Origin of the sequence: Pollutimonas bauzanensis, assembly GCF_040393045.1 — a bacterium.
In the GTDB taxonomy this organism is placed as follows: Bacteria; Pseudomonadota; Gammaproteobacteria; order Burkholderiales; family Burkholderiaceae_B; genus Pollutimonas; species Pollutimonas bauzanensis_A.
Map to the genome: position 1 here is coordinate 1 of NZ_JBEBUX010000091.1, position 17,145 is coordinate 17,145.

The window sequence follows — 17,145 nt, forward strand, 5'->3', positions numbered from 1 at the left end:
CCTGTTGCTGCACCCGCAGCCCCAGTTGCCGCGCCAGTCGAAGAAGCCGCCATCGAAACCAAGCCTGCAGTTGCAAGCATCCCTGTCGAGCAGCCTAAGGCAGCGCCCACACCAGAGATTCAGCTTCCAACCGGCTTGGAACTGATCGAAACCAAGTTCGCACCTGTCGAAGTTCCCGTGACGCCGGTACGTCTTGGCCGGGCTCGCAAACCCGCAGCGGTCATCCCTAAAGATGACCTGCAGCAAGTAGAAACTCACTAGGCGGGAAAACCGCCGAAACACGGCCCCGGGCGATAACAAGCACGGGGCAAGAGTTAAAGGCCTGAATTCGGTACTGCACCGGATTCAGGCCTTTTTGGTTTAAGTTTGATGCGTTGGCGTTGGTGATGGCTTTTGTTCAGCGACTCTTGTTCAGTTGATGCTTGTTTTTTTACACGCCGTTGGCGCGGGCTGGTGCTTGGCATGCTTGTTGCGCCGGTCACGGCAGGCGCAAAAGAGCTCATGCGCTCGTCCTGCGCGCCCCGCCAGCGTCACGCAAAAACCAAGCACGCAACCGACCACAGCGGCGTTCCAATTTTTCATGATCAAGAAAGTAAACGCTAAGGCCCTGCCCCGCATATCCAGCAAGAAGCCCTGAACTCAGAACCTGAATTAAGAAGCCTTGGCCACCACATCGGCAGGCTGACGCGTCAGCAGGGCCAATAAACTCGCCAATTCAACTCGCATTTCGCGGCGGTCAATCACCATATCGATCGCGCCCTTTTCAAGCAGGAATTCTGAACGCTGGAAACCTTCCGGCAATTTTTCCCGTACTGTCTGCTCGATGACACGCGGACCGGCAAAGCCGATAAGCGCCTTAGGTTCAGCGATAACCACATCACCCATAAAGGCGAAACTGGCTGATACACCACCCATGGTCGGATCGGTAAGAATGCTGATGAAAGGAAGACCCGCAGCCGAAAGCTGCGTCAACATGGCATTGGTTTTAGCCATTTGCATCAACGAAAACAAGCTCTCTTGCATGCGCGCGCCACCCGATGCCGCAACGCAAATAAAAGGCGTGCGGTTCTTGATGGCTTCTTGCGCCCCTCGGGCAAAACGTTCGCCCACCACCGACCCCATGGATCCGCCCATAAACGCGAATTCGAAACAAGCCAGCACGACAGGCACCGACAAGATGCTGCCGCCCATGACTACCATGGCTTCGCTTTCGCCAGTTTGCTTGACTGCCTCGGATACGCGTTCGGTATATTTGCGGCTATCCTTGAACTTCAAGGGATCCATCGGACGCGTGGTCTGGCCGATTTCTACCCGATTTTCGGGGTCCAGCAAAGCGTCGATGCGGGCGCGCGCACCGATACGCATATGATGACTGCATTTTGGACATACATTGAGCGTTGCTCGCAAGTCTTCTTTGTACAGTACGGTTTCGCACGATGGGCATTTAACCCAAACACCCTCTGGTACGCGCCGCGCGGTCGCATCATTGTTGCGATTGATGCGCGGAGGCAGAATTTTCTCGATCCAACTCATGGTTTATTCCTGATAAGAGCCCGACTTCAGATCGGACCTGTAGTTTTTTTATGCCGGGTCGGCCGTGAGCCGGCCCGTTCAAATTTACAAATCGCTGATTCCCTGCAGCCTACAGCAGGGCCTGATGGATAGTTCCCAGCCAGTCAGCCGCCGCCTTGATAGCAGCGGCATCAACCTGGCCAGACTCCTGGCCTGCCTGCTGCGCTTGCACACAAGCCTGCTCCATGGTCTCGATCAGTTTGCTGCCTATGACGACTGCATCCGCGTGTTCTCCCAGACGCTTGGCGCTGTCCGCATCGCGGATACCAAAACCTACGCCTACAGGAACCGACACATGCTTGCGAATTTCCGCCAGACGTTGGGCCACGTCGACAGTATCGATATTGCCCGCCCCTGTCACCCCTTTCAGGGACACATAATAAACGTAACCGCGCGCCACCTTGGCAACTTTTTTAATGCGTTCCTCGGTCGAGGTTGGCGCAAGCAGGAAAATGGGATCAATGAGCGCCTTGCCCAACTGATCAGCAAACTCCACGACCTCTTCAGGTGGATAATCCACCACCAACACGCCGTCGACACCTGCTTCAGCGGCCGCTGCGACAAACTCAGCCTGGCCCATGCGCTCGATAGGGTTCGCATAACCCATGAGTACGACTGGCGTAGTGGTATCTTGCTTGCGAAACTGCGCGACAATTTCCAGGACTTTGCGCAGGCCCACGCCCCGTTTGATAGCCCGGTCGCCCGCACGCTGTATGACGGGGCCATCGGCCATCGGATCAGAAAACGGCACACCCAGCTCAATAATGTCGGCGCCGGCTTTGACTAAGGCATGCATCAGCAAAGGAGCGGCGGCAATTGATGGCTCACCTGCGGTGACGTAGGGAATCAAAGCAGTGCGCCCCGCGGTTTTGGCAAACGCGGCCTTGATTCTTGGGTTCGAAGCATTCATTGTTTGATATACCTTTATTCTTATAGACTGATGCCGCTGAAATCAGCCACAGTATGCATGTCTTTATCGCCCCGGCCCGACAGATTCACCAAAATGATTTTGTCTTTAGACAAGGTAGGCGCCAATCGAAGCGCGTGCGCAATCGCGTGCGATGACTCCAGAGCCGGCATGATACCTTCGGTACGGCAGCAGTCGTGAAAGGCCGCCAGGGCTTCCTGATCGCTTACGTACACATACTCCGCCCGGCCGCTATCTTTAAGCCACGCGTGCTCGGGCCCCACCCCTGGATAGTCCAGACCGGCAGAAATCGAATGGGTTTCCAGAACCTGGCCATCCTCGTCTTGCATGACATAGGTTCGGTTGCCGTGCAAAACTCCCACGGAACCGGCATTCAATGATGCGGCATGGCGACCGGTTTCCAGGCCTTCTCCGGCTGCTTCCACGCCTATCAGGCGTACGTCGGCATGTTCAATATAGGGGTAAAAAATACCCATGGCGTTGGAACCTCCGCCCACCGAAGCCACCACATAATCGGGCTGGCGCCCGGCATCCAGCGGCATTTGCTCGAGGCATTCAGTGCCAATCACCGACTGGAAGTCGCGCACCATCATGGGATAAGGATGCGGTCCAGCTACGGTACCGATAATATAAAAAGTATTCTCGACATTGGTGACCCAATCACGCATAGCCTCGTTCAAGGCATCCTTTAGCGTACGGGACCCCGAGTCTACCGGCACCACGGTCGCGCCCAGCAGCTTCATGCGATAGACATTGGACGCCTGCCGGCGCACATCTTCGCTACCCATGTACACAACGCATTCCAGGCCATAGCGCGCTGCGACGGTCGCCGTCGCCACGCCATGCTGGCCGGCGCCGGTTTCGGCAATGATGCGCGGCTTGCCCATGCGGCGTGCCAGCAGGATCTGACCTATGCAATTATTGATTTTGTGGGCGCCAGTATGGTTTAGATCTTCGCGTTTGAACCAGATTTGCGCGCCCCCCAGCTTGTCCGACCATCGCTTGGCGTGGTAGACCGGGCTGGGGCGGCCAACAAAATGCTTGAGCTCGTAAGCGAACTCCTCGAGAAATTCGGGGTCGGTACGATATTTATCGAAGGCAATGCGCAGTTCGTCGAGCGCGTGGACCAGGGTTTCGGCAACAAAAGAACCGCCATACTGCCCAAAATGCCCGTCAATATCCGGCAACGTGTAGGATTTCAAATCATTACTCTCTGGTTAAGCACTATCATTGCAACGATCCGCCTGGATCGATTAACAGCCAGGGATGGCACCAACAGCGTCCTTGGCACGACATTTTAACAGTCTGGCGGGCACTGACACTCGGCAGACTAGCTGCGGCTCGCCGAAACCCCTGAAAGCTCGTTGAGTGCAGTCAGCACCTTACTGATCTGCTCGCCACTTTTTACTTCAATTGTGAACACCATATGAGCCAGAGAGCGGCGACTATGCGTATTGACACTCACCACGTTCAGCCGCAGCTTGGCAAAAATTTCGGACACATCGCGCAGCAAACTGTCCCGCTCTTGAGCATGAATGCTGATATCGACCGGATACAACGCCTCGCCGGTATCGCCCCAATCCACATCGATCAGTCGTTCGGGATGACGCTGTGCCAATGCTTCATATGACGCGCAATCGTGCCGATGTATCGACACGCCGCGGCCGCGCGTCACGAAACCCACGATCAGATCCGGCGGCGCCGGACGGCAGCACCTGGCAAGCTGCGTCATAAGGGAGTCCACCCCCACCACCAGCACGCCACTTTTTCCGGTTTTGACAACGCTGGCAGTGCCGCTTTGGTACACCCTGGCTTCGGGTGCGCCGGCAGTGTCCGCCGTATCGGCAAGCCGCCCTTTTTGCGGGGTAAACAGATAATCAATCTGACGCAGACTGAATTCGTCTTTTGCAACCGCAACGTACAAGTCGTCAGCCCGCGCAAACTCTAGCTGTTGGGCGAGCTGCTCGAGGTTGACCGCCGTTTTGCCTAACCGTTGCAGTTCTTTTTCCACCATGGCCTGGCCCTGCGAAATGCGCTGCTGCAATTCAATGGCGTTGAACCAGGCGCGCACTTTGGCGCGTGAACGAGGGCTGGCCAGAAACCCCAATTGCGTATTGAGCCAGTCTCGCGACGGGCCGCCCGACTTGGCAGCGATAATTTCCACGGTTTGACCAGTGGCGAGCCGGGTGAGCAAGGGCACCATCTGTCCATCCACCCGAGCGCCGCGACACCTGTGCCCCAGATCAGTATGCAAGTAATAAGCAAAATCGACAGGCGTAGCGCCAACCGGCAGTTCAATAACCCGCGCTTGCGGCGTCATGACGTAAATATGTTCTTCGGCTTCAGCGGCTGGCGGCTTTTTCGCCGACCGGGCAACGGCAGGCTCGCCGGCCTGCGTCGCTGACGCCTCGCCCTCGCCACCGCTGGCGCCATCCTTGTCCCAGGCCAGCAATTGCCGCATCCACGCAAGTTTCTGGTCATATCCGCTGGCCGCCGCGACTTTGCCGCCCTTGGCGCCCGACTCTTTGTATAGCCAATGCGCAGCCATGCCATACTCGGCAAATTGATGCATTTCGTGAGTACGAATCTGGATCTCGAATGTGCGCCCTTCCTCGTCGGCGACGACGGTATGCAATGACCGGTAACCGTTCGCCTTGGGCCGGGAAATATAGTCGTCGAACTCGTTGGAAACCGGCGTCCACAGGGAGTGTGCCAAAGCCAGTACGCCATAGCAGGCGCGCTCGTCTTCGACGATGACACGCAACGCCCGTAAATCAAAAAGCTGATTGAACTGCAGGTTCTTAATGCGCATCTTGTTCCAGATGCTGTAAATATGCTTGGGTCGCCCCGTGACTTCGGCCTTGATATGGGCCGCTGTCAACGCGCCTTGCAAGGTTTCGACGACCGCTGTAATGAAGGCTTCGCGCTCGACACGCTTTTCCTCGAGCTGGCCTGCGATCGTCTTATAGGTCTCGGGATCCTGGAACCGAAAGGCCAGATCCTCCATTTCCCATTTGAGCTGCCATATCCCCAGGCGATTGGCCAATGGCGTGTACAGTTCCATGGTTTCCCGCGCAAGGCTGGGAGGATAAGGTGTCTTGGAACTGGCATGCCAACGCAACGACTGCAGGCGCGAGGCAAGCCGCATCAGCACAATACGCAGGTCTGCAGCCATCGCCAGCAGCATTTTGCGCTGCATCTCTTTTTGGTCGCTGCCGTTGGCGGCATTGTCGTTGGCCTGCCCCGCCATGTCGCCCAGACGCAATAGCGCACGCGTGCCTTGAACCAATGACACCACCTCGGAGCCGAACGCCTTGCGCAAGGCGTCCTGGCTGGCGGCAGCGCCGGTAGCTCCATTGGCGACGGGCAGCACCGTAATAAGCGCGCTGGCACGGGTTTCCGCATCGGTGCCGAGTTCAGCCAGAATACGTACTACTGCGGCACTGTGTTCGGCCAAAGGCTCGCCGGTTTTAGCCAGCAAGCCAGCAAGAGGCTTGCTTACCCACTGGGCTGCCAATTCCATCAGGCTTGCGCCTGCCTGATCCAGGTCTTTGCAGACATGGTCTAGCCACTCGGCATCAAATGGCGAAGAATCGGAAAGCGGAATGGCAGTCGTAGGCATAGTAAAAATAGGCAAAAGGCAAAGAAGTGCGAGCCCTATGGAGACGACTCTATACTAACGTTTATAAAATACAACCGCGAATCGGACATCATGAACACAAGCGACAAAAAAACCTTGCTTATCGTGTGGCATTCGCGCACAGGAGCAGCTCGGCAAATGGCGGAAGCCGGCCTGGAGGGAGCCAAATCTGTCGCCGCCGAACTCGAGGCCAGCCATAAGCTGGACATCATCTTCAAAACCGCCAATGACGCTTCGCAGGCTGACCTGCTTGGCGCCGACGCATTCCTGTTTTGCGCGCCCGAAAACCTCGCTTCGCTTAGCGGCGCCATGAAAGAATTCTTTGACCGCAATTACTACGGAGTTCTGGATCAGCTAAATGGCCTGCCTTACGCCATCATGATCAGCGCAGGTTCGGACGGCAGCGGTGCTGCCCGACAAATGGAAAGAATTTGCACAGGCTGGCGTTTACGCTTGATTGCCCCCGCGCTTATCATCAATACTGATGCGCAAACGCCGCAGGCCATCAACGCAGAAAAAACCATTACCAGCGATGACCGCGCAGCCTGCACGACATTGGGCGGCACACTGGCCGCCCTGCTGCTATAGCAAAACGAATTGGATTTACGCCAGCGCGGCGGTCACAACGATCTCGACTTTGAAGTCGGGATTGGCCAAGCGGGCTTCAACGGTCGCACGGGGAGGCGCATTACCATGGGCTACCCATGCATCCCAGGCCTTGTTCATGCCATCGAATTCTTTCATGTTGGTCAGGAATATCTGAGCCATAAGAATACGCGACTTATCAGTGCCGGCAGTCGCCAGCAGGCGATCTATGGTCGCCAGAACCTGGGCTGTTTGACCTTGCACGTCCAGTGAACCGTCGTCCGGAACCTGCCCAGCCAAGTATGCTACGCCGTTGTAAACAGCCATATCCGATAAACGCTTTTCTACGTTGACCCGTTCTATTTCGCTCATTCCTATCCTCTCAAATTATAAAATCCAACGGGAATTATAAGAGTTTGGGAAAGCCCCATGGAAAAACATTCCATCTTTGATCAGGCAGGCGGAAGCTCGAACACCTGGCGCAAATACGCAAGATAAGCGGGATCGTCGCACATGGTTTTCTCTGGGGCATCCGAAACCTTGGCCACTGGCTGCCCATTGCAACGAACCATTTTCATAACGATTTGCAAAGGCTCATGCCCCAAGTCGTTAGTAAGATTGGTGCCGATGCCGAACGATACCTTGCAACGGCCCGCAAAACGCTTGGCCAACTCAATTGCCCTGGGGATGGTCAATGCGTCAGAGAAAACCAGCGTTTTGGTACGCGCATCGGCTCGATTGGCGCCGTAATGCGCCAATAAGCGCTCACCCCATACGAATGGATCTCCGGAATCGTGGCGCGCACCATCGAACAGCTTGCAGAAGTACATGTCGAAATCCCGCAGGAAAGCGTCCATGCCGTATACGTCGGACAGCGCTATGCCAAGATCTCCGCGATACTCTTTGGCCCACACCTCCAGCGCATAAACCTGAGAGTCGCGCAAGCGAGGACCCAGGGCCTGGCAAGCCTGAAGATATTCATGCCCCATCGTACCCAAGGGCGTGACGCCATGCTCCATGGCCAACAATACATTACTGGTGCCCGCAAAGTTAGGCGCCATCTGCGCCTTCATAGTGCGCACGACTTCTTCATGCCATTTTTTGGAAAAGCGTCGCCGCGTGCCATATTCAGCCACACGGAAATCGGCCAAGGCCGGATCATCAGTCACCAATTGCATTTTCGACTGCAAGCGCTTGCGCCCTTCTTTCCAGGCAGGCTCCTTGCAAACATTACGAAAGTACACTTCATTGACGATAGCCAGCACGGGTATTTCGAACAGAATCGTATGCAGCCACGGACCTTTGACCGTGATGTCGATTTCACCCGGCAAATTCCCGGGCGACACCGTGATGCATTTCTCCGGCATATGGAATAAGCCAAGAAAGTCCACGAAGTCGCTTTTCATGAACCGCAGGCCGCGCAGATACTTCAGCTCTGCCTCAGTGAACTGCAACTTGCATAACGCATGAATTTCCCCGCGGATTTCATCCAGATAGGGAAGCAAATTCACGTTGGGCGTGCGGCATTTGTAGCGGTACTCCACTTGCGCTGCCGGGAAATGATGCAATACCACCTGCATCATTGTGAATTTGTATAGATCGGTATCAAGTAACGAGGTAATTATCATCGCAGCACAGAGAATGTTTTGGTTACCATAGCACAGAGCGCAGCCTTATTTATACGGGCCTTTCATTTACCGACTTGAAAGACTGCTTTGCGTTCAGGTCAATTCGGGCTTACCTGGATTTATTAGGTAAAATCCCGGGTATCTGATGTTGGAGCTTGAAATGACACACGTGGTTACCGAAAACTGTATTAAATGCAAATTTACCGATTGCGTCGACGTCTGTCCGGTGGACTGTTTTCGCGAGGGTCCGAACTTCCTGGTCATTGATCCGGACGAATGCATTGATTGCGCAGTTTGCGTACCAGAATGCCCGGCCAATGCCATTTTTGCCGAGGAGGATGTGCCCCAGGACCAAGTACAGTTTATTGAATTGAATGCCGAACTCTCTCCCGACTTCGGGCCCATCAACCGTTCCAAGCAGCCGCTGCCCGAAGCAGACGACTGGAATGGCGTCGATGACAAGCTCAAGTACCTGGAACGTTGAACGCGCCCGTTCGCAGCGCCATGGCTGAGCACAAATACACTCGGGAAACCGTTACCAGCATTACGCAATGGGTGCCGCACAAACTGTTCTCGTTCTCCACGACCAAACCAGCGGGTTTTACCTACGTACCCGGGCAGTTCGCCCGGCTGGGATTACCGCTGCAGGCCGCCCAGGACTCCAGCCCGGCTATCTGGCGCGCCTACTCCATGGTGACTGCGCCACAGCAAGATGGCCTGGAGTTCTATTCCATCGTCGTCCCGGCTGGCGAATTCACGCCGCGACTTGCCCAACTGCGGGTGGGCGACGCCATCTACATTGACAAGTCAGCGTTTGGTTTTCTTACGCTGGACCGATTCGAGCCCGGTGGAAATCTTTGGCTGATCGCTACAGGCACTGGCCTCTCGGCCTACCTCTCTTTGTTGCAAGATCCCAACACGTGGAAATTATTTAACCGCATCATATTGGTACACGGCGTGCGGCACGAAGAAGAACTGGCCTATCGGCAAAAAATCCTCGAATGGGTTGCCCAAGGGCCTGCTGCTGATGGCGCCACAGGCTTCACCAAACTTGACTATTTGCCCATTGCAACGCGTGAGGCCCTTGCCCATACTCCCCAGGAAAGGATCACCACTCTCATAGCAAATGGGCAACTGGAAGCGCTAGCCAATTGCGCACTTGATCCCGCTGTTTCGAAAGTCATGCTTTGCGGTAATCCCGATATGTTGCTAGAGGCTCGAAAATTGCTTTCTGAACGTGGTTTTGCCGTCGGGCGCCGGGGCAATCCAGGCAATCTTGCCGTGGAAAACTACTGGTAATCCACATTCTTTTGTGATTAGCTTATAACACTGGCCTATGTTGATTTGCGCTGACGGCTGTTCCTCAGCGACCCACGGCCAACCTTCTAACAAAAACAATATTTTCACAAGGCATTAATTATGTTGTATGACCTACACGAGCTCCAACGGTCTTTTTTAACGCCACTGGCCGCCTTCACCGACACAGGCTCCCAGATCTTCTCCCATCCCTATAGCCCTTTCGCCTATACGCCGGTATCGCGCCAAATTGCTGCGACCTACGAACTAGTGCACCGCCTGGGCAAAGATTACGAAAAGCCCGCCTGGGGACTTGGCACCACTGAAATCAATGGCGAACAGGTCGCAGTCGTCGAGCAAACTGTATTGCATAAGCCCTTTTGCAATCTGATCCATTTCAAGCGTGAACAAAGCAGCGATGCCGCGGGCGACCCACGCATATTGCTGGCTGCACCCTTATCTGGCCACCACGCCACCTTGTTGCGCGACACAGTGCGCGCACTGCTGCCCAATCATGAAGTCTATGTTACCGACTGGATTGACGCCCGCATGGTGCCGGCGTCAGTCGGCCCCTTCCACCTGAACGACTACGTCAAATACATACAGGAATTCATTCAGTTCCTTGGTCCTGATCTACACGTAGTATCAGTTTGCCAGCCAACTGTACCGGTATTGGCCGCCATCTCGCTTATGGCCGCCAATAAAGACCCTTCCCTGCCGCGCAGTATGGTCATGATGGGCGGCCCCATCGACACCCGCGAATCGCCCACGCAAGTTAACCGCCTGGCTACGACCAAGCCCTATTCGTGGTTCGAAAACAATCTGATCCATCGCGTTCCATCCCGTTTTCCTGGCGGTGGACGGCCGGTGTACCCCGGCTTCTTGCAGCACACTGGCTTCGTTGCCATGAATCCCGATCGCCACCTGCGTTCCCATTACGATTTTTACCTGGACTTGCTCAAAGGCGACAACGACGACGCCGAAGCACACCGCCAGTTCTATAACGAATACAACGCTGTACTCGATATGCCCGCCGAGTTCTACCTGGACACCATCAAGGTGGTCTTCCAGGAACACCAATTGCCGTCGGGCACCTGGGAAGTCGACGGCCAAAAGGTAGATCCTTCGGCCATTTCGTCGGTAGCGTTACTGACCATCGAAGGTGAGTTCGACGACATATCCGGACAAGGGCAGACGCAGGCAGCGCAAAAGCTTTGCAGTGGCATCAGCCAAGACAGCAAAGAACATTACACCGCCCAGGGCTGTGGACATTACGGCATTTTCTCGGGACGCCGCTGGCGCGAAACGATATGCCCTAAAATAGCCGCATTTATACGCCATTCCGCTTAAGAGCCTGACTCTATCTATAGAAACCCGGGGCCCTTCGCGGCCCCGGTTTTTTTACCTATGTCTTCAATATCTCTTATCGACCGCATCGACGCGGTGCTTCCCCAAACCCAGTGCACGAAATGCGGCTACGAGGGTTGCCGCCCCTATGCGCTGGCTATCGCCAATGATGGCGAAGCAATCAACCGCTGCCCTCCGGGGGGCCAGGCCGGCATCCAGACGCTGGCCGCACTGCTGCACACGCCCGAGCTACCGCTGGACACCCATTGCGGCGAACACCTGCCACTACTGGTTGCTGTCATCGACGAACTCCACTGCATAGGCTGTACCCTGTGCATACAAGCCTGTCCCGTAGATGCCATAATCGGCGCCAACAAGCTCATGCATACCGTACTTGCAGACCAATGCACCGGCTGCGATTTATGCGTAGAGCCCTGTCCTGTGGACTGCATTTCCATGGAACCCGCTCATAAAGAATGGACGCCCACACTCGCCGACGCAGCGCGTCAGCATCATCGCCAACGGCAACAGCGCCTCGATGCCCTGCACCCGGAATCGTCCAGCCTGGCTGCAAAGACCTTGGCCAATAAAGCGCCGCTGTCTCAGGCCGCCAGCATCGATACGGAAACCCGTCAACAAGTCATAGCCGCCGCGCTTGCTCGCGCCCGCGCTCGTCGTCAGAAACAATGAATAACGCCAAACGCACCGAAATCTTCAAACGCCTGCAGGCCGCCAACCCCACTCCGACAACTGAACTGGAATATGACAGTACTTTCCAATTACTGATCGCCGTTATTCTCTCGGCGCAGGCGACAGACCGATCTGTGAACCTGGCGACACGCAAATTTTTCCCCCAACACGGCACACCAGAGGGATTGCTGGCTCTGGGAGTGGAAGGCCTGGCTAGTTACATCAAGACCATTGGCTTATATAAAACCAAGGCCAGCAATGTCATCAAGACCTGCCAAATTCTGATCGAACAGCATCACAGCCTAGTTCCCGATGACCGCGCTGCGCTCGAATCCCTTCCCGGTGTTGGACGAAAAACCGCCAACGTCGTGCTTAATACCGCATTCGGCCACCCTACTATCGCGGTCGACACGCATATCTTCAGAGTAGCCAATCGCACCCGCATCGCTCCCGGAAAGAATGTGGTTGAAGTGGAACGAAAACTGGAAAAGGTCATACCGAAACCTTTCTTGCTGGATGCTCACCACTGGCTGATATTGCATGGCCGCTACATATGCGTAGCACGCAAACCCAAGTGCCCGCAATGCGGAATTTCTGACCTTTGCGAATATAAGCTTAAAACCCCCGCCAACTAGGGTTTTCCATCTACCTATGAAAAACCCGCATGGTTTTCTGAAAACGTAACACTCATACTTCGGCTCTACCTTCAATACTTTTTAAACCGACTGGTTGGTAATGAGCGAATACATTTTAGAAACCAAGAACCTTGTGAAAGAGTTCCGCGGCTTTGTTGCCGTCAGCGATGTCAATCTCCAGGTTAAGCGTGGCACCATTCACGCCCTGATCGGCCCCAATGGCGCCGGCAAGACGACCTGCTTCAACTTGCTGACCAAATTCCTCACGCCGACCTCGGGAAAAATATTCTTCGCAGGCCAGGAAATCACCCATGAAAAGCCAGCGCAAATCGCTCGCCGGGGCATCATCCGTTCATTCCAGATCTCGGCCGTCTTTCCCCAACTGACCGTACTCGAAAATGTGCGTATCGGCTTGCAGCGGAGCACTGGACTTTCCTATCATTTCTGGCGCAGCGACAGCATTCTTTCCCGTCTGAACGACGCCGCCTACGACCTGCTCAAAGAAGTCGACCTGGCCGAATACGCAAACGAAATTACCCTGAACCTGCCGTATGGCCGTAAACGGGCCCTTGAAATCGCGACTACGCTTGCCATGGAACCCGAGCTGATGCTACTTGATGAACCCACCCAAGGCATGGGTCACGAAGACGTCAGCCGCGTCACGCAACTTATCAAGAAAGTCAGCATCGGTCGCACTATTCTTATGGTCGAACACAACATGAATGTGGTTTCTCAAATTGCCGACAAGATCACTGTCCTGGCACGCGGCTCTGTGCTAGCCGAAGGCGACTACCAAGAAGTATCCCGCAACGCCGCGGTCATGGAAGCCTATATGGGCACCACCACTGGCGAACTCGAAGGAGCCCACGGATGAATACCGCTGCTCTCGAAATTACCAACTTACACGCCTGGTATGGGGAATCCCACGTATTGCATGGCGTGAACCTGAATGTAGCGCCCGGCGAGGTTGTCACCTTGTTGGGGCGCAATGGCTCCGGGCGCACCACGACGCTTCGCGCCATTCTGGGGCTGACCGGCTCGCGCAAAGGTTCTATCCGCATTCAAGGCACCGAATCCATCGGCATGCCCACGTACCGCATTGCCCATCTGGGTATTGGCTACTGCCCCGAAGAACGCGGTATTTTTGCTGGCCTGTCCTGCGAAGAAAACCTGCTTCTGCCTCCCACCGTCGGCGATACGCTGGGCGGTGGCATGTCGCTGGCGGAAATCTACGCCATGTTCCCCAATCTTGAGGAACGCAAGCACTCGCCAGGCACCCGTCTTTCGGGCGGTGAACAGCAAATGCTGGCCGTGGCACGTATTCTGCGCACCGGTGCCAACCTATTGCTGCTTGACGAAATTTCCGAAGGTCTGGCTCCGGTCATCGTGCAGGCTCTGGCTCGCATGATCACGGCCCTGAAAGCCAAAGGCTATACGATCATCATGGTCGAACAAAATTTTCGCTTTGCCGCCCCCTTGGCCGACCGCTTCTACGTGATGGAGCATGGTCAAATCGTCGAGCAATTCGATTCAGCTGAATTACCAGCAAAACAAGACGTGCTTAACACGCTACTCGGCGTATAAACACCGGTAAACGCCGGGCAACCGGCACACAACAAAACCAGGAGACTTCTTATATGAAATTGCGCACACTATCCGCCGCATTCGCTCTAGCGGGCCTTACCATGGCCGCGCCCGGACAAGCCGCCGGCATCTCCGACGATGTAATCCGCATCGGGTTCATTACCGATATGTCAGGCTTGTATTCCGACATTGACGGCCCGGCAGGCGCTGAATCCATACGGATGGCCATTGCCGACGCCGGCGGCGAAATCAATGGGAAGAAAATCGAATTTCTGGTTGCAGACCACCAGAACAAGGCCGATATTGCATCGTCCCGCGCCCGCGAATGGTTCGACGAAAAAAATCTTGACGTGTTGATTGGCGGAACCAGCTCTGGCACAGCACTGGCCATGGCCGGTGTTGCGGCCGAAAAGAAAAAGCCTTTCATCGCGATTGGCCCAGGCACGTCTGACCTGACGAACTCGCAATGCTCGCCCTACACCATTCATTACGCCTATGACACTATCGCACTGGCTCGCGGCACGGGTTCGGCAGTGGTAAAAAACGGGGGAAAATCTTGGTTTTTCCTGACCGCCGACTACGCTTTCGGCCACGCACTTGAACGCGATACGGCAGCCGTCGTGAAAAGCTCAGGCGGCACAGTGGTAGGCGCTGTCAGGGCCCCGCTTAGCACGTCAGACTTCTCCTCCTTCATGCTACAGGCCCAGTCCTCCGGCGCCAAGATTCTTGGCCTGGCCAATGCTGGCGGCGATTTCATCAACTCGGTCAAGGCTGCCAAAGAGTTCGGCGTAACCAACACCATGAACCTTGCTGGCTTGCTGGTGTTCATTAATGATGTGCACTCACTTGGCCTGGAAAACACGCAAGGCTTGTACCTGACCAGTGGCTGGTATTGGGACAAAGACGACGCTTCGCGCAAATGGGGTGAACGCTTCTTCGAAAAGCACAACCGTATGCCTTCCTTCCTGCAAGCCGGCGACTACTCGGCTGTCGATTTCTACCTGAAAGGCGTCAAAGCCAGTGGCACCGACGACGCCGACACGCTCATGAAATGGATGAAATCCACTAAGGTCAATGATTTCTTTGCCACTAATGGTTATGTGCGCGAAGATGGCCGCATGATTCACGACATGTATCTCATGCAAGTCAAGAAGCCATCTGAATCCAAGCGCCCATGGGACTACTACAACATTGTAGAAACTTTGCCGGGCGAAAAAGTCTATGCTTCGCTCGCTGAGTCCAAGTGCAAACTCATCAAAAAATAAACTCGTTGTCGCTATGAATGACAATGCTCCAGGCAGAACGCGGGAGCATTGTCGTTATAGCTCTGTACCTACTCGCCTCGTCATGGATTTCCTACACATATGACTGAAATATTCGGCATACCCATCCAGGCCCTGCTCGGCCAGCTATTGCTGGGCTTGGTCAATGGATCGTTTTACGCAGTACTTTCGCTCGGCCTTGCTGTGATATTCGGTCTGCTTAATATCATCAACTTCGCGCACGGCGCGCTCTATATGCTGGGCGCCTTTCTGGCCTGGATGGGCCTGGAATACCTGGGCCTGAATTACTGGCTGATGCTCGTCCTTACGCCACTGGTTGTAGGCGCATTCGGCATCCTGATCGAACGAACACTCATACGGCATCTGTATAAGCTGGATCACCTTTATGGGCTGCTGCTTACTTTTGGCATCACGCTGCTCCTGGAAGGCCTGTTTCGCAGCATGTACGGTGTATCGGGCCAACCCTATGCAACTCCCAAATTGCTGCAAGGTGGCGTGAACCTCGGGTTCATGTACCTGCCCATCTATCGCGGCTGGGTAGTGGTTGCATCACTGGCTGTGTGCTTTATCACTTGGTTCATCATCGAAAAAACACGCCTCGGCGCCCTGCTTCGCGCTGGTACAGAAAACCCCAAACTGGTGGAAGCCTTTGGCGTCAATGTTCCCCTGGTCGTTACCCTGACCTATGGTTTTGGGGTCGGCCTGGCCGGTTTTGCGGGAGCCTTGGCCGCACCCGTCATGCAAGTTTCGCCACTAATGGGATCGAATCTGATTATCGTGGTCTTTGCGGTTGTGGTGATCGGCGGCATGGGTTCCATCATGGGCTCCATCCTCACCGGGCTAGGGCTGGGCGTTATTGAAGGGCTAACCAAGGTCTTCTGGCCGGAAGCCTCTAATACCGTTGTCTTCATCATCATGGTTATTGTCTTATTGCTACGCCCTGCAGGCCTCTTCGGGAAAGAAAAATGAATCGTCAATTAATAGGCTATTTACTGGTTGCGATCATTATTGCCGTGCTGCCCGCACTGGGCGCGTACCCGATCTTCGTCATGAAGGTCATGTGTTATGCCCTGTTCGCCTGCGCCTTCAACCTGTTGCTGGGCTACACCGGCCTGTTGTCGTTTGGCCATGCCGCCTTCCTGGGCGGGGCAGCCTATGCCACCGGCCACGCGCTGGCGGTCTGGGGTGTGCCCACCTGGGCAGGCCTGCTTTTTGGCACCGGCGTCGCAGCCCTGTTGGGATTACTCATGGGCGCACTGGCCATACGCCGCAGCGGCATCTACTTTGCCATGATTACCTTGGCCATGGCGCAAATGGTGTTCTTCTACTTCCTGCAAGCGCCGTTCACACATGGCGAGGACGGTCTGCAAGGCATACCGCGCGGCGAATTGTTCGGACTGAATCTGGCCGACGACCTGAACCTGTACTACGTGGTGTTGGCGATATTCATCTTCGGTTTCGCTGTGTGCTGGCGCACCATCAACTCGCCTTTTGGCCAAGTGCTGAAAGCCATCCGCGAAAATGAGCCTCGCGCCATTTCCCTGGGCTATAACGTCGACAACTTCAAGCTGCTGGTGTTTGTTCTATCCGCCGCGCTGGCAGGCCTGGCCGGGGCGACTAAGGCGTTGGTGTTCGTATCAGCCACACTGTCGGACGCTACCTGGCAAATGTCGGGGATGGTGATCCTGATGACGCTGATAGGCGGCCTGGGCACTTTCGCTGGGCCGGTGCTGGGTGCCTTCATTGTGGTGCTGCTTGAAAACAAGGTGGGCGAATTTGGTCGTTTCTTAAGCCACGCTACCGGTATTCAGTGGTTTCAGATACTGGGCGAATCGGTGACCATTGTTATCGGGCTGATCTTCATTATTTGCGTGATGGCGTTCCGGCGCGGGATTGTCGGTGAGCTGATCTATCGGTTCAAGACTAAGAAAGCTTAATGGTTTTTTGAGTTGCAGTA

18 protein-coding genes are annotated in these 17,145 nt (G+C 55.2%); 12 read left to right on the forward strand and 6 right to left on the reverse strand.

Going from position 1 to position 17,145, the window contains the following annotated elements; genetic code table 11:
• Positions 1-261 (forward strand): hypothetical protein (locus tag ABWO67_RS13775; RefSeq protein WP_353152439.1); only part of this gene is annotated, 261 nt, incomplete at its 5' end.
• Positions 262-651: 390 nt separating this feature from the next.
• Here ABWO67_RS13775 and accD read toward each other — a convergent pair.
• The 4 genes from accD to ABWO67_RS13795 all read right to left on the reverse strand — a co-directional run bounded on the left by accD (position 652) and on the right by ABWO67_RS13795 (position 6,122).
• Positions 652-1,533, reverse strand: a complete 882-nt coding sequence (accD, locus tag ABWO67_RS13780; protein ID WP_353152441.1) for an acetyl-CoA carboxylase, carboxyltransferase subunit beta — start codon at positions 1,531-1,533, stop codon at positions 652-654.
• Positions 1,534-1,642: 109 nt separating this feature from the next.
• Positions 1,643-2,482: a tryptophan synthase subunit alpha gene (trpA, locus tag ABWO67_RS13785; protein WP_353152443.1), complete on the reverse strand. Its 840-nt coding sequence runs from the start codon at positions 2,480-2,482 to the stop codon at positions 1,643-1,645.
• Between the two features lie 20 nt (positions 2,483-2,502).
• Positions 2,503-3,702 carry a tryptophan synthase subunit beta gene (trpB, locus tag ABWO67_RS13790; protein WP_353152445.1) on the reverse strand — a complete coding sequence of 400 codons (1,200 nt, stop codon included), beginning with the start codon at positions 3,700-3,702 and terminating at the stop codon, positions 2,503-2,505.
• A gap of 128 nt (positions 3,703-3,830) precedes the next feature.
• Positions 3,831-6,122 carry a RelA/SpoT family protein gene (locus ABWO67_RS13795; RefSeq protein WP_353152447.1) on the reverse strand — a complete coding sequence of 764 codons (2,292 nt, stop codon included), beginning with the start codon at positions 6,120-6,122 and terminating at the stop codon, positions 3,831-3,833.
• Between the two features lie 90 nt (positions 6,123-6,212).
• Here ABWO67_RS13795 and ABWO67_RS13800 point away from each other — a divergent pair, with 90 nt between their 5' ends.
• Positions 6,213-6,728: a flavodoxin family protein gene (locus tag ABWO67_RS13800; RefSeq protein WP_353152449.1), complete on the forward strand. Its 516-nt coding sequence runs from the start codon at positions 6,213-6,215 to the stop codon at positions 6,726-6,728.
• Positions 6,729-6,743: 15 nt separating this feature from the next.
• On the opposite strand, the gene ABWO67_RS13805 is transcribed toward ABWO67_RS13800, so the two are convergent.
• Both ABWO67_RS13805 and pncB read right to left on the reverse strand, forming a co-directional pair.
• Positions 6,744-7,097, reverse strand: a complete 354-nt coding sequence (locus ABWO67_RS13805) for a RidA family protein (protein ID WP_353152451.1) — start codon at positions 7,095-7,097, stop codon at positions 6,744-6,746.
• An 80-nt stretch (positions 7,098-7,177) separates the two neighbouring features.
• A complete protein-coding gene (pncB, locus tag ABWO67_RS13810) occupies positions 7,178-8,353 on the reverse strand; it encodes a nicotinate phosphoribosyltransferase (protein WP_353152453.1) in 1,176 nt (391 codons plus the stop codon).
• Positions 8,354-8,513: 160 nt separating this feature from the next.
• Between pncB and fdxA the strand changes: the two genes are divergently transcribed.
• The 10 genes from fdxA to ABWO67_RS13860 all read left to right on the forward strand — a co-directional run bounded on the left by fdxA (position 8,514) and on the right by ABWO67_RS13860 (position 17,125).
• On the forward strand, positions 8,514-8,837 hold the full coding sequence (fdxA, locus tag ABWO67_RS13815; protein ID WP_353152455.1) for a ferredoxin FdxA: 324 nt from the start codon (positions 8,514-8,516) through the stop codon (positions 8,835-8,837).
• Positions 8,838-8,857: 20 nt separating this feature from the next.
• The gene (locus ABWO67_RS13820) at positions 8,858-9,652 is read left to right on the forward strand and encodes a ferredoxin--NADP reductase (RefSeq protein ID WP_353152457.1); all 795 of its coding nucleotides are present in this window, start codon (positions 8,858-8,860) and stop codon (positions 9,650-9,652) included.
• A gap of 120 nt (positions 9,653-9,772) precedes the next feature.
• The gene (locus ABWO67_RS13825) at positions 9,773-10,999 is read left to right on the forward strand and encodes a polyhydroxyalkanoate depolymerase (protein ID WP_353152459.1); all 1,227 of its coding nucleotides are present in this window, start codon (positions 9,773-9,775) and stop codon (positions 10,997-10,999) included.
• 57 nt (positions 11,000-11,056) lie between these two features.
• Positions 11,057-11,686 carry an RnfABCDGE type electron transport complex subunit B gene (locus ABWO67_RS13830; protein ID WP_353152461.1) on the forward strand — a complete coding sequence of 210 codons (630 nt, stop codon included), beginning with the start codon at positions 11,057-11,059 and terminating at the stop codon, positions 11,684-11,686.
• Entirely contained in the window at positions 11,683-12,321 is a 639-nt protein-coding gene (nth, locus tag ABWO67_RS13835; protein ID WP_353152463.1) for an endonuclease III, read from the forward strand. Before ABWO67_RS13830 ends, nth begins: the two co-directional genes overlap by 4 nt.
• Before the next feature lie 100 nt (positions 12,322-12,421).
• Complete coding sequence (locus ABWO67_RS13840; protein WP_353152465.1) at positions 12,422-13,195, forward strand: ABC transporter ATP-binding protein; 774 nt, start codon at positions 12,422-12,424, stop codon at positions 13,193-13,195.
• Positions 13,192-13,905, forward strand: a complete 714-nt coding sequence (locus ABWO67_RS13845) for an ABC transporter ATP-binding protein (RefSeq protein ID WP_353152467.1) — start codon at positions 13,192-13,194, stop codon at positions 13,903-13,905. Before ABWO67_RS13840 ends, ABWO67_RS13845 begins: the two co-directional genes overlap by 4 nt.
• A gap of 53 nt (positions 13,906-13,958) precedes the next feature.
• Complete coding sequence (locus ABWO67_RS13850) at positions 13,959-15,170, forward strand: ABC transporter substrate-binding protein (RefSeq protein ID WP_353152469.1); 1,212 nt, start codon at positions 13,959-13,961, stop codon at positions 15,168-15,170.
• Between the two features lie 99 nt (positions 15,171-15,269).
• Positions 15,270-16,157, forward strand: a complete 888-nt coding sequence (locus tag ABWO67_RS13855) for a branched-chain amino acid ABC transporter permease (RefSeq protein WP_353152471.1) — start codon at positions 15,270-15,272, stop codon at positions 16,155-16,157.
• Entirely contained in the window at positions 16,154-17,125 is a 972-nt protein-coding gene (locus ABWO67_RS13860; protein WP_353152473.1) for a branched-chain amino acid ABC transporter permease, read from the forward strand. Before ABWO67_RS13855 ends, ABWO67_RS13860 begins: the two co-directional genes overlap by 4 nt.
• Positions 17,126-17,145 lie beyond the last annotated feature (20 nt).

Bases quoted from the DNA above. Each gene is read 5' to 3' on its own strand.
- ABWO67_RS13840 (WP_353152465.1), top strand. From the start codon at position 12,422: ATGAGCGAATACATTTTAGAAACCAAGAACCTTGTGAAAGAGTTCCGC.
- accD (WP_353152441.1), bottom strand. From the start codon at position 1,533: ATGAGTTGGATCGAGAAAATTCTGCCTCCGCGCATCAATCGCAACAAT.
- ABWO67_RS13860 (WP_353152473.1), top strand. From the start codon at position 16,154: ATGAATCGTCAATTAATAGGCTATTTACTGGTTGCGATCATTATTGCC.
- pncB (WP_353152453.1), bottom strand. From the start codon at position 8,353: ATGATAATTACCTCGTTACTTGATACCGATCTATACAAATTCACAATG.
- ABWO67_RS13855 (WP_353152471.1), top strand. From the start codon at position 15,270: ATGACTGAAATATTCGGCATACCCATCCAGGCCCTGCTCGGCCAGCTA.
- ABWO67_RS13820 (WP_353152457.1), top strand. From the start codon at position 8,858: ATGGCTGAGCACAAATACACTCGGGAAACCGTTACCAGCATTACGCAA.
- ABWO67_RS13845 (WP_353152467.1), top strand. From the start codon at position 13,192: ATGAATACCGCTGCTCTCGAAATTACCAACTTACACGCCTGGTATGGG.
- fdxA (WP_353152455.1), top strand. From the start codon at position 8,514: ATGACACACGTGGTTACCGAAAACTGTATTAAATGCAAATTTACCGAT.
- ABWO67_RS13800 (WP_353152449.1), top strand. From the start codon at position 6,213: ATGAACACAAGCGACAAAAAAACCTTGCTTATCGTGTGGCATTCGCGC.
- ABWO67_RS13830 (WP_353152461.1), top strand. From the start codon at position 11,057: ATGTCTTCAATATCTCTTATCGACCGCATCGACGCGGTGCTTCCCCAA.
- nth (WP_353152463.1), top strand. From the start codon at position 11,683: ATGAATAACGCCAAACGCACCGAAATCTTCAAACGCCTGCAGGCCGCC.
- trpA (WP_353152443.1), bottom strand. From the start codon at position 2,482: ATGAATGCTTCGAACCCAAGAATCAAGGCCGCGTTTGCCAAAACCGCG.
- ABWO67_RS13805 (WP_353152451.1), bottom strand. From the start codon at position 7,097: ATGAGCGAAATAGAACGGGTCAACGTAGAAAAGCGTTTATCGGATATG.
- ABWO67_RS13795 (WP_353152447.1), bottom strand. From the start codon at position 6,122: ATGCCTACGACTGCCATTCCGCTTTCCGATTCTTCGCCATTTGATGCC.
- ABWO67_RS13850 (WP_353152469.1), top strand. From the start codon at position 13,959: ATGAAATTGCGCACACTATCCGCCGCATTCGCTCTAGCGGGCCTTACC.
- ABWO67_RS13825 (WP_353152459.1), top strand. From the start codon at position 9,773: ATGTTGTATGACCTACACGAGCTCCAACGGTCTTTTTTAACGCCACTG.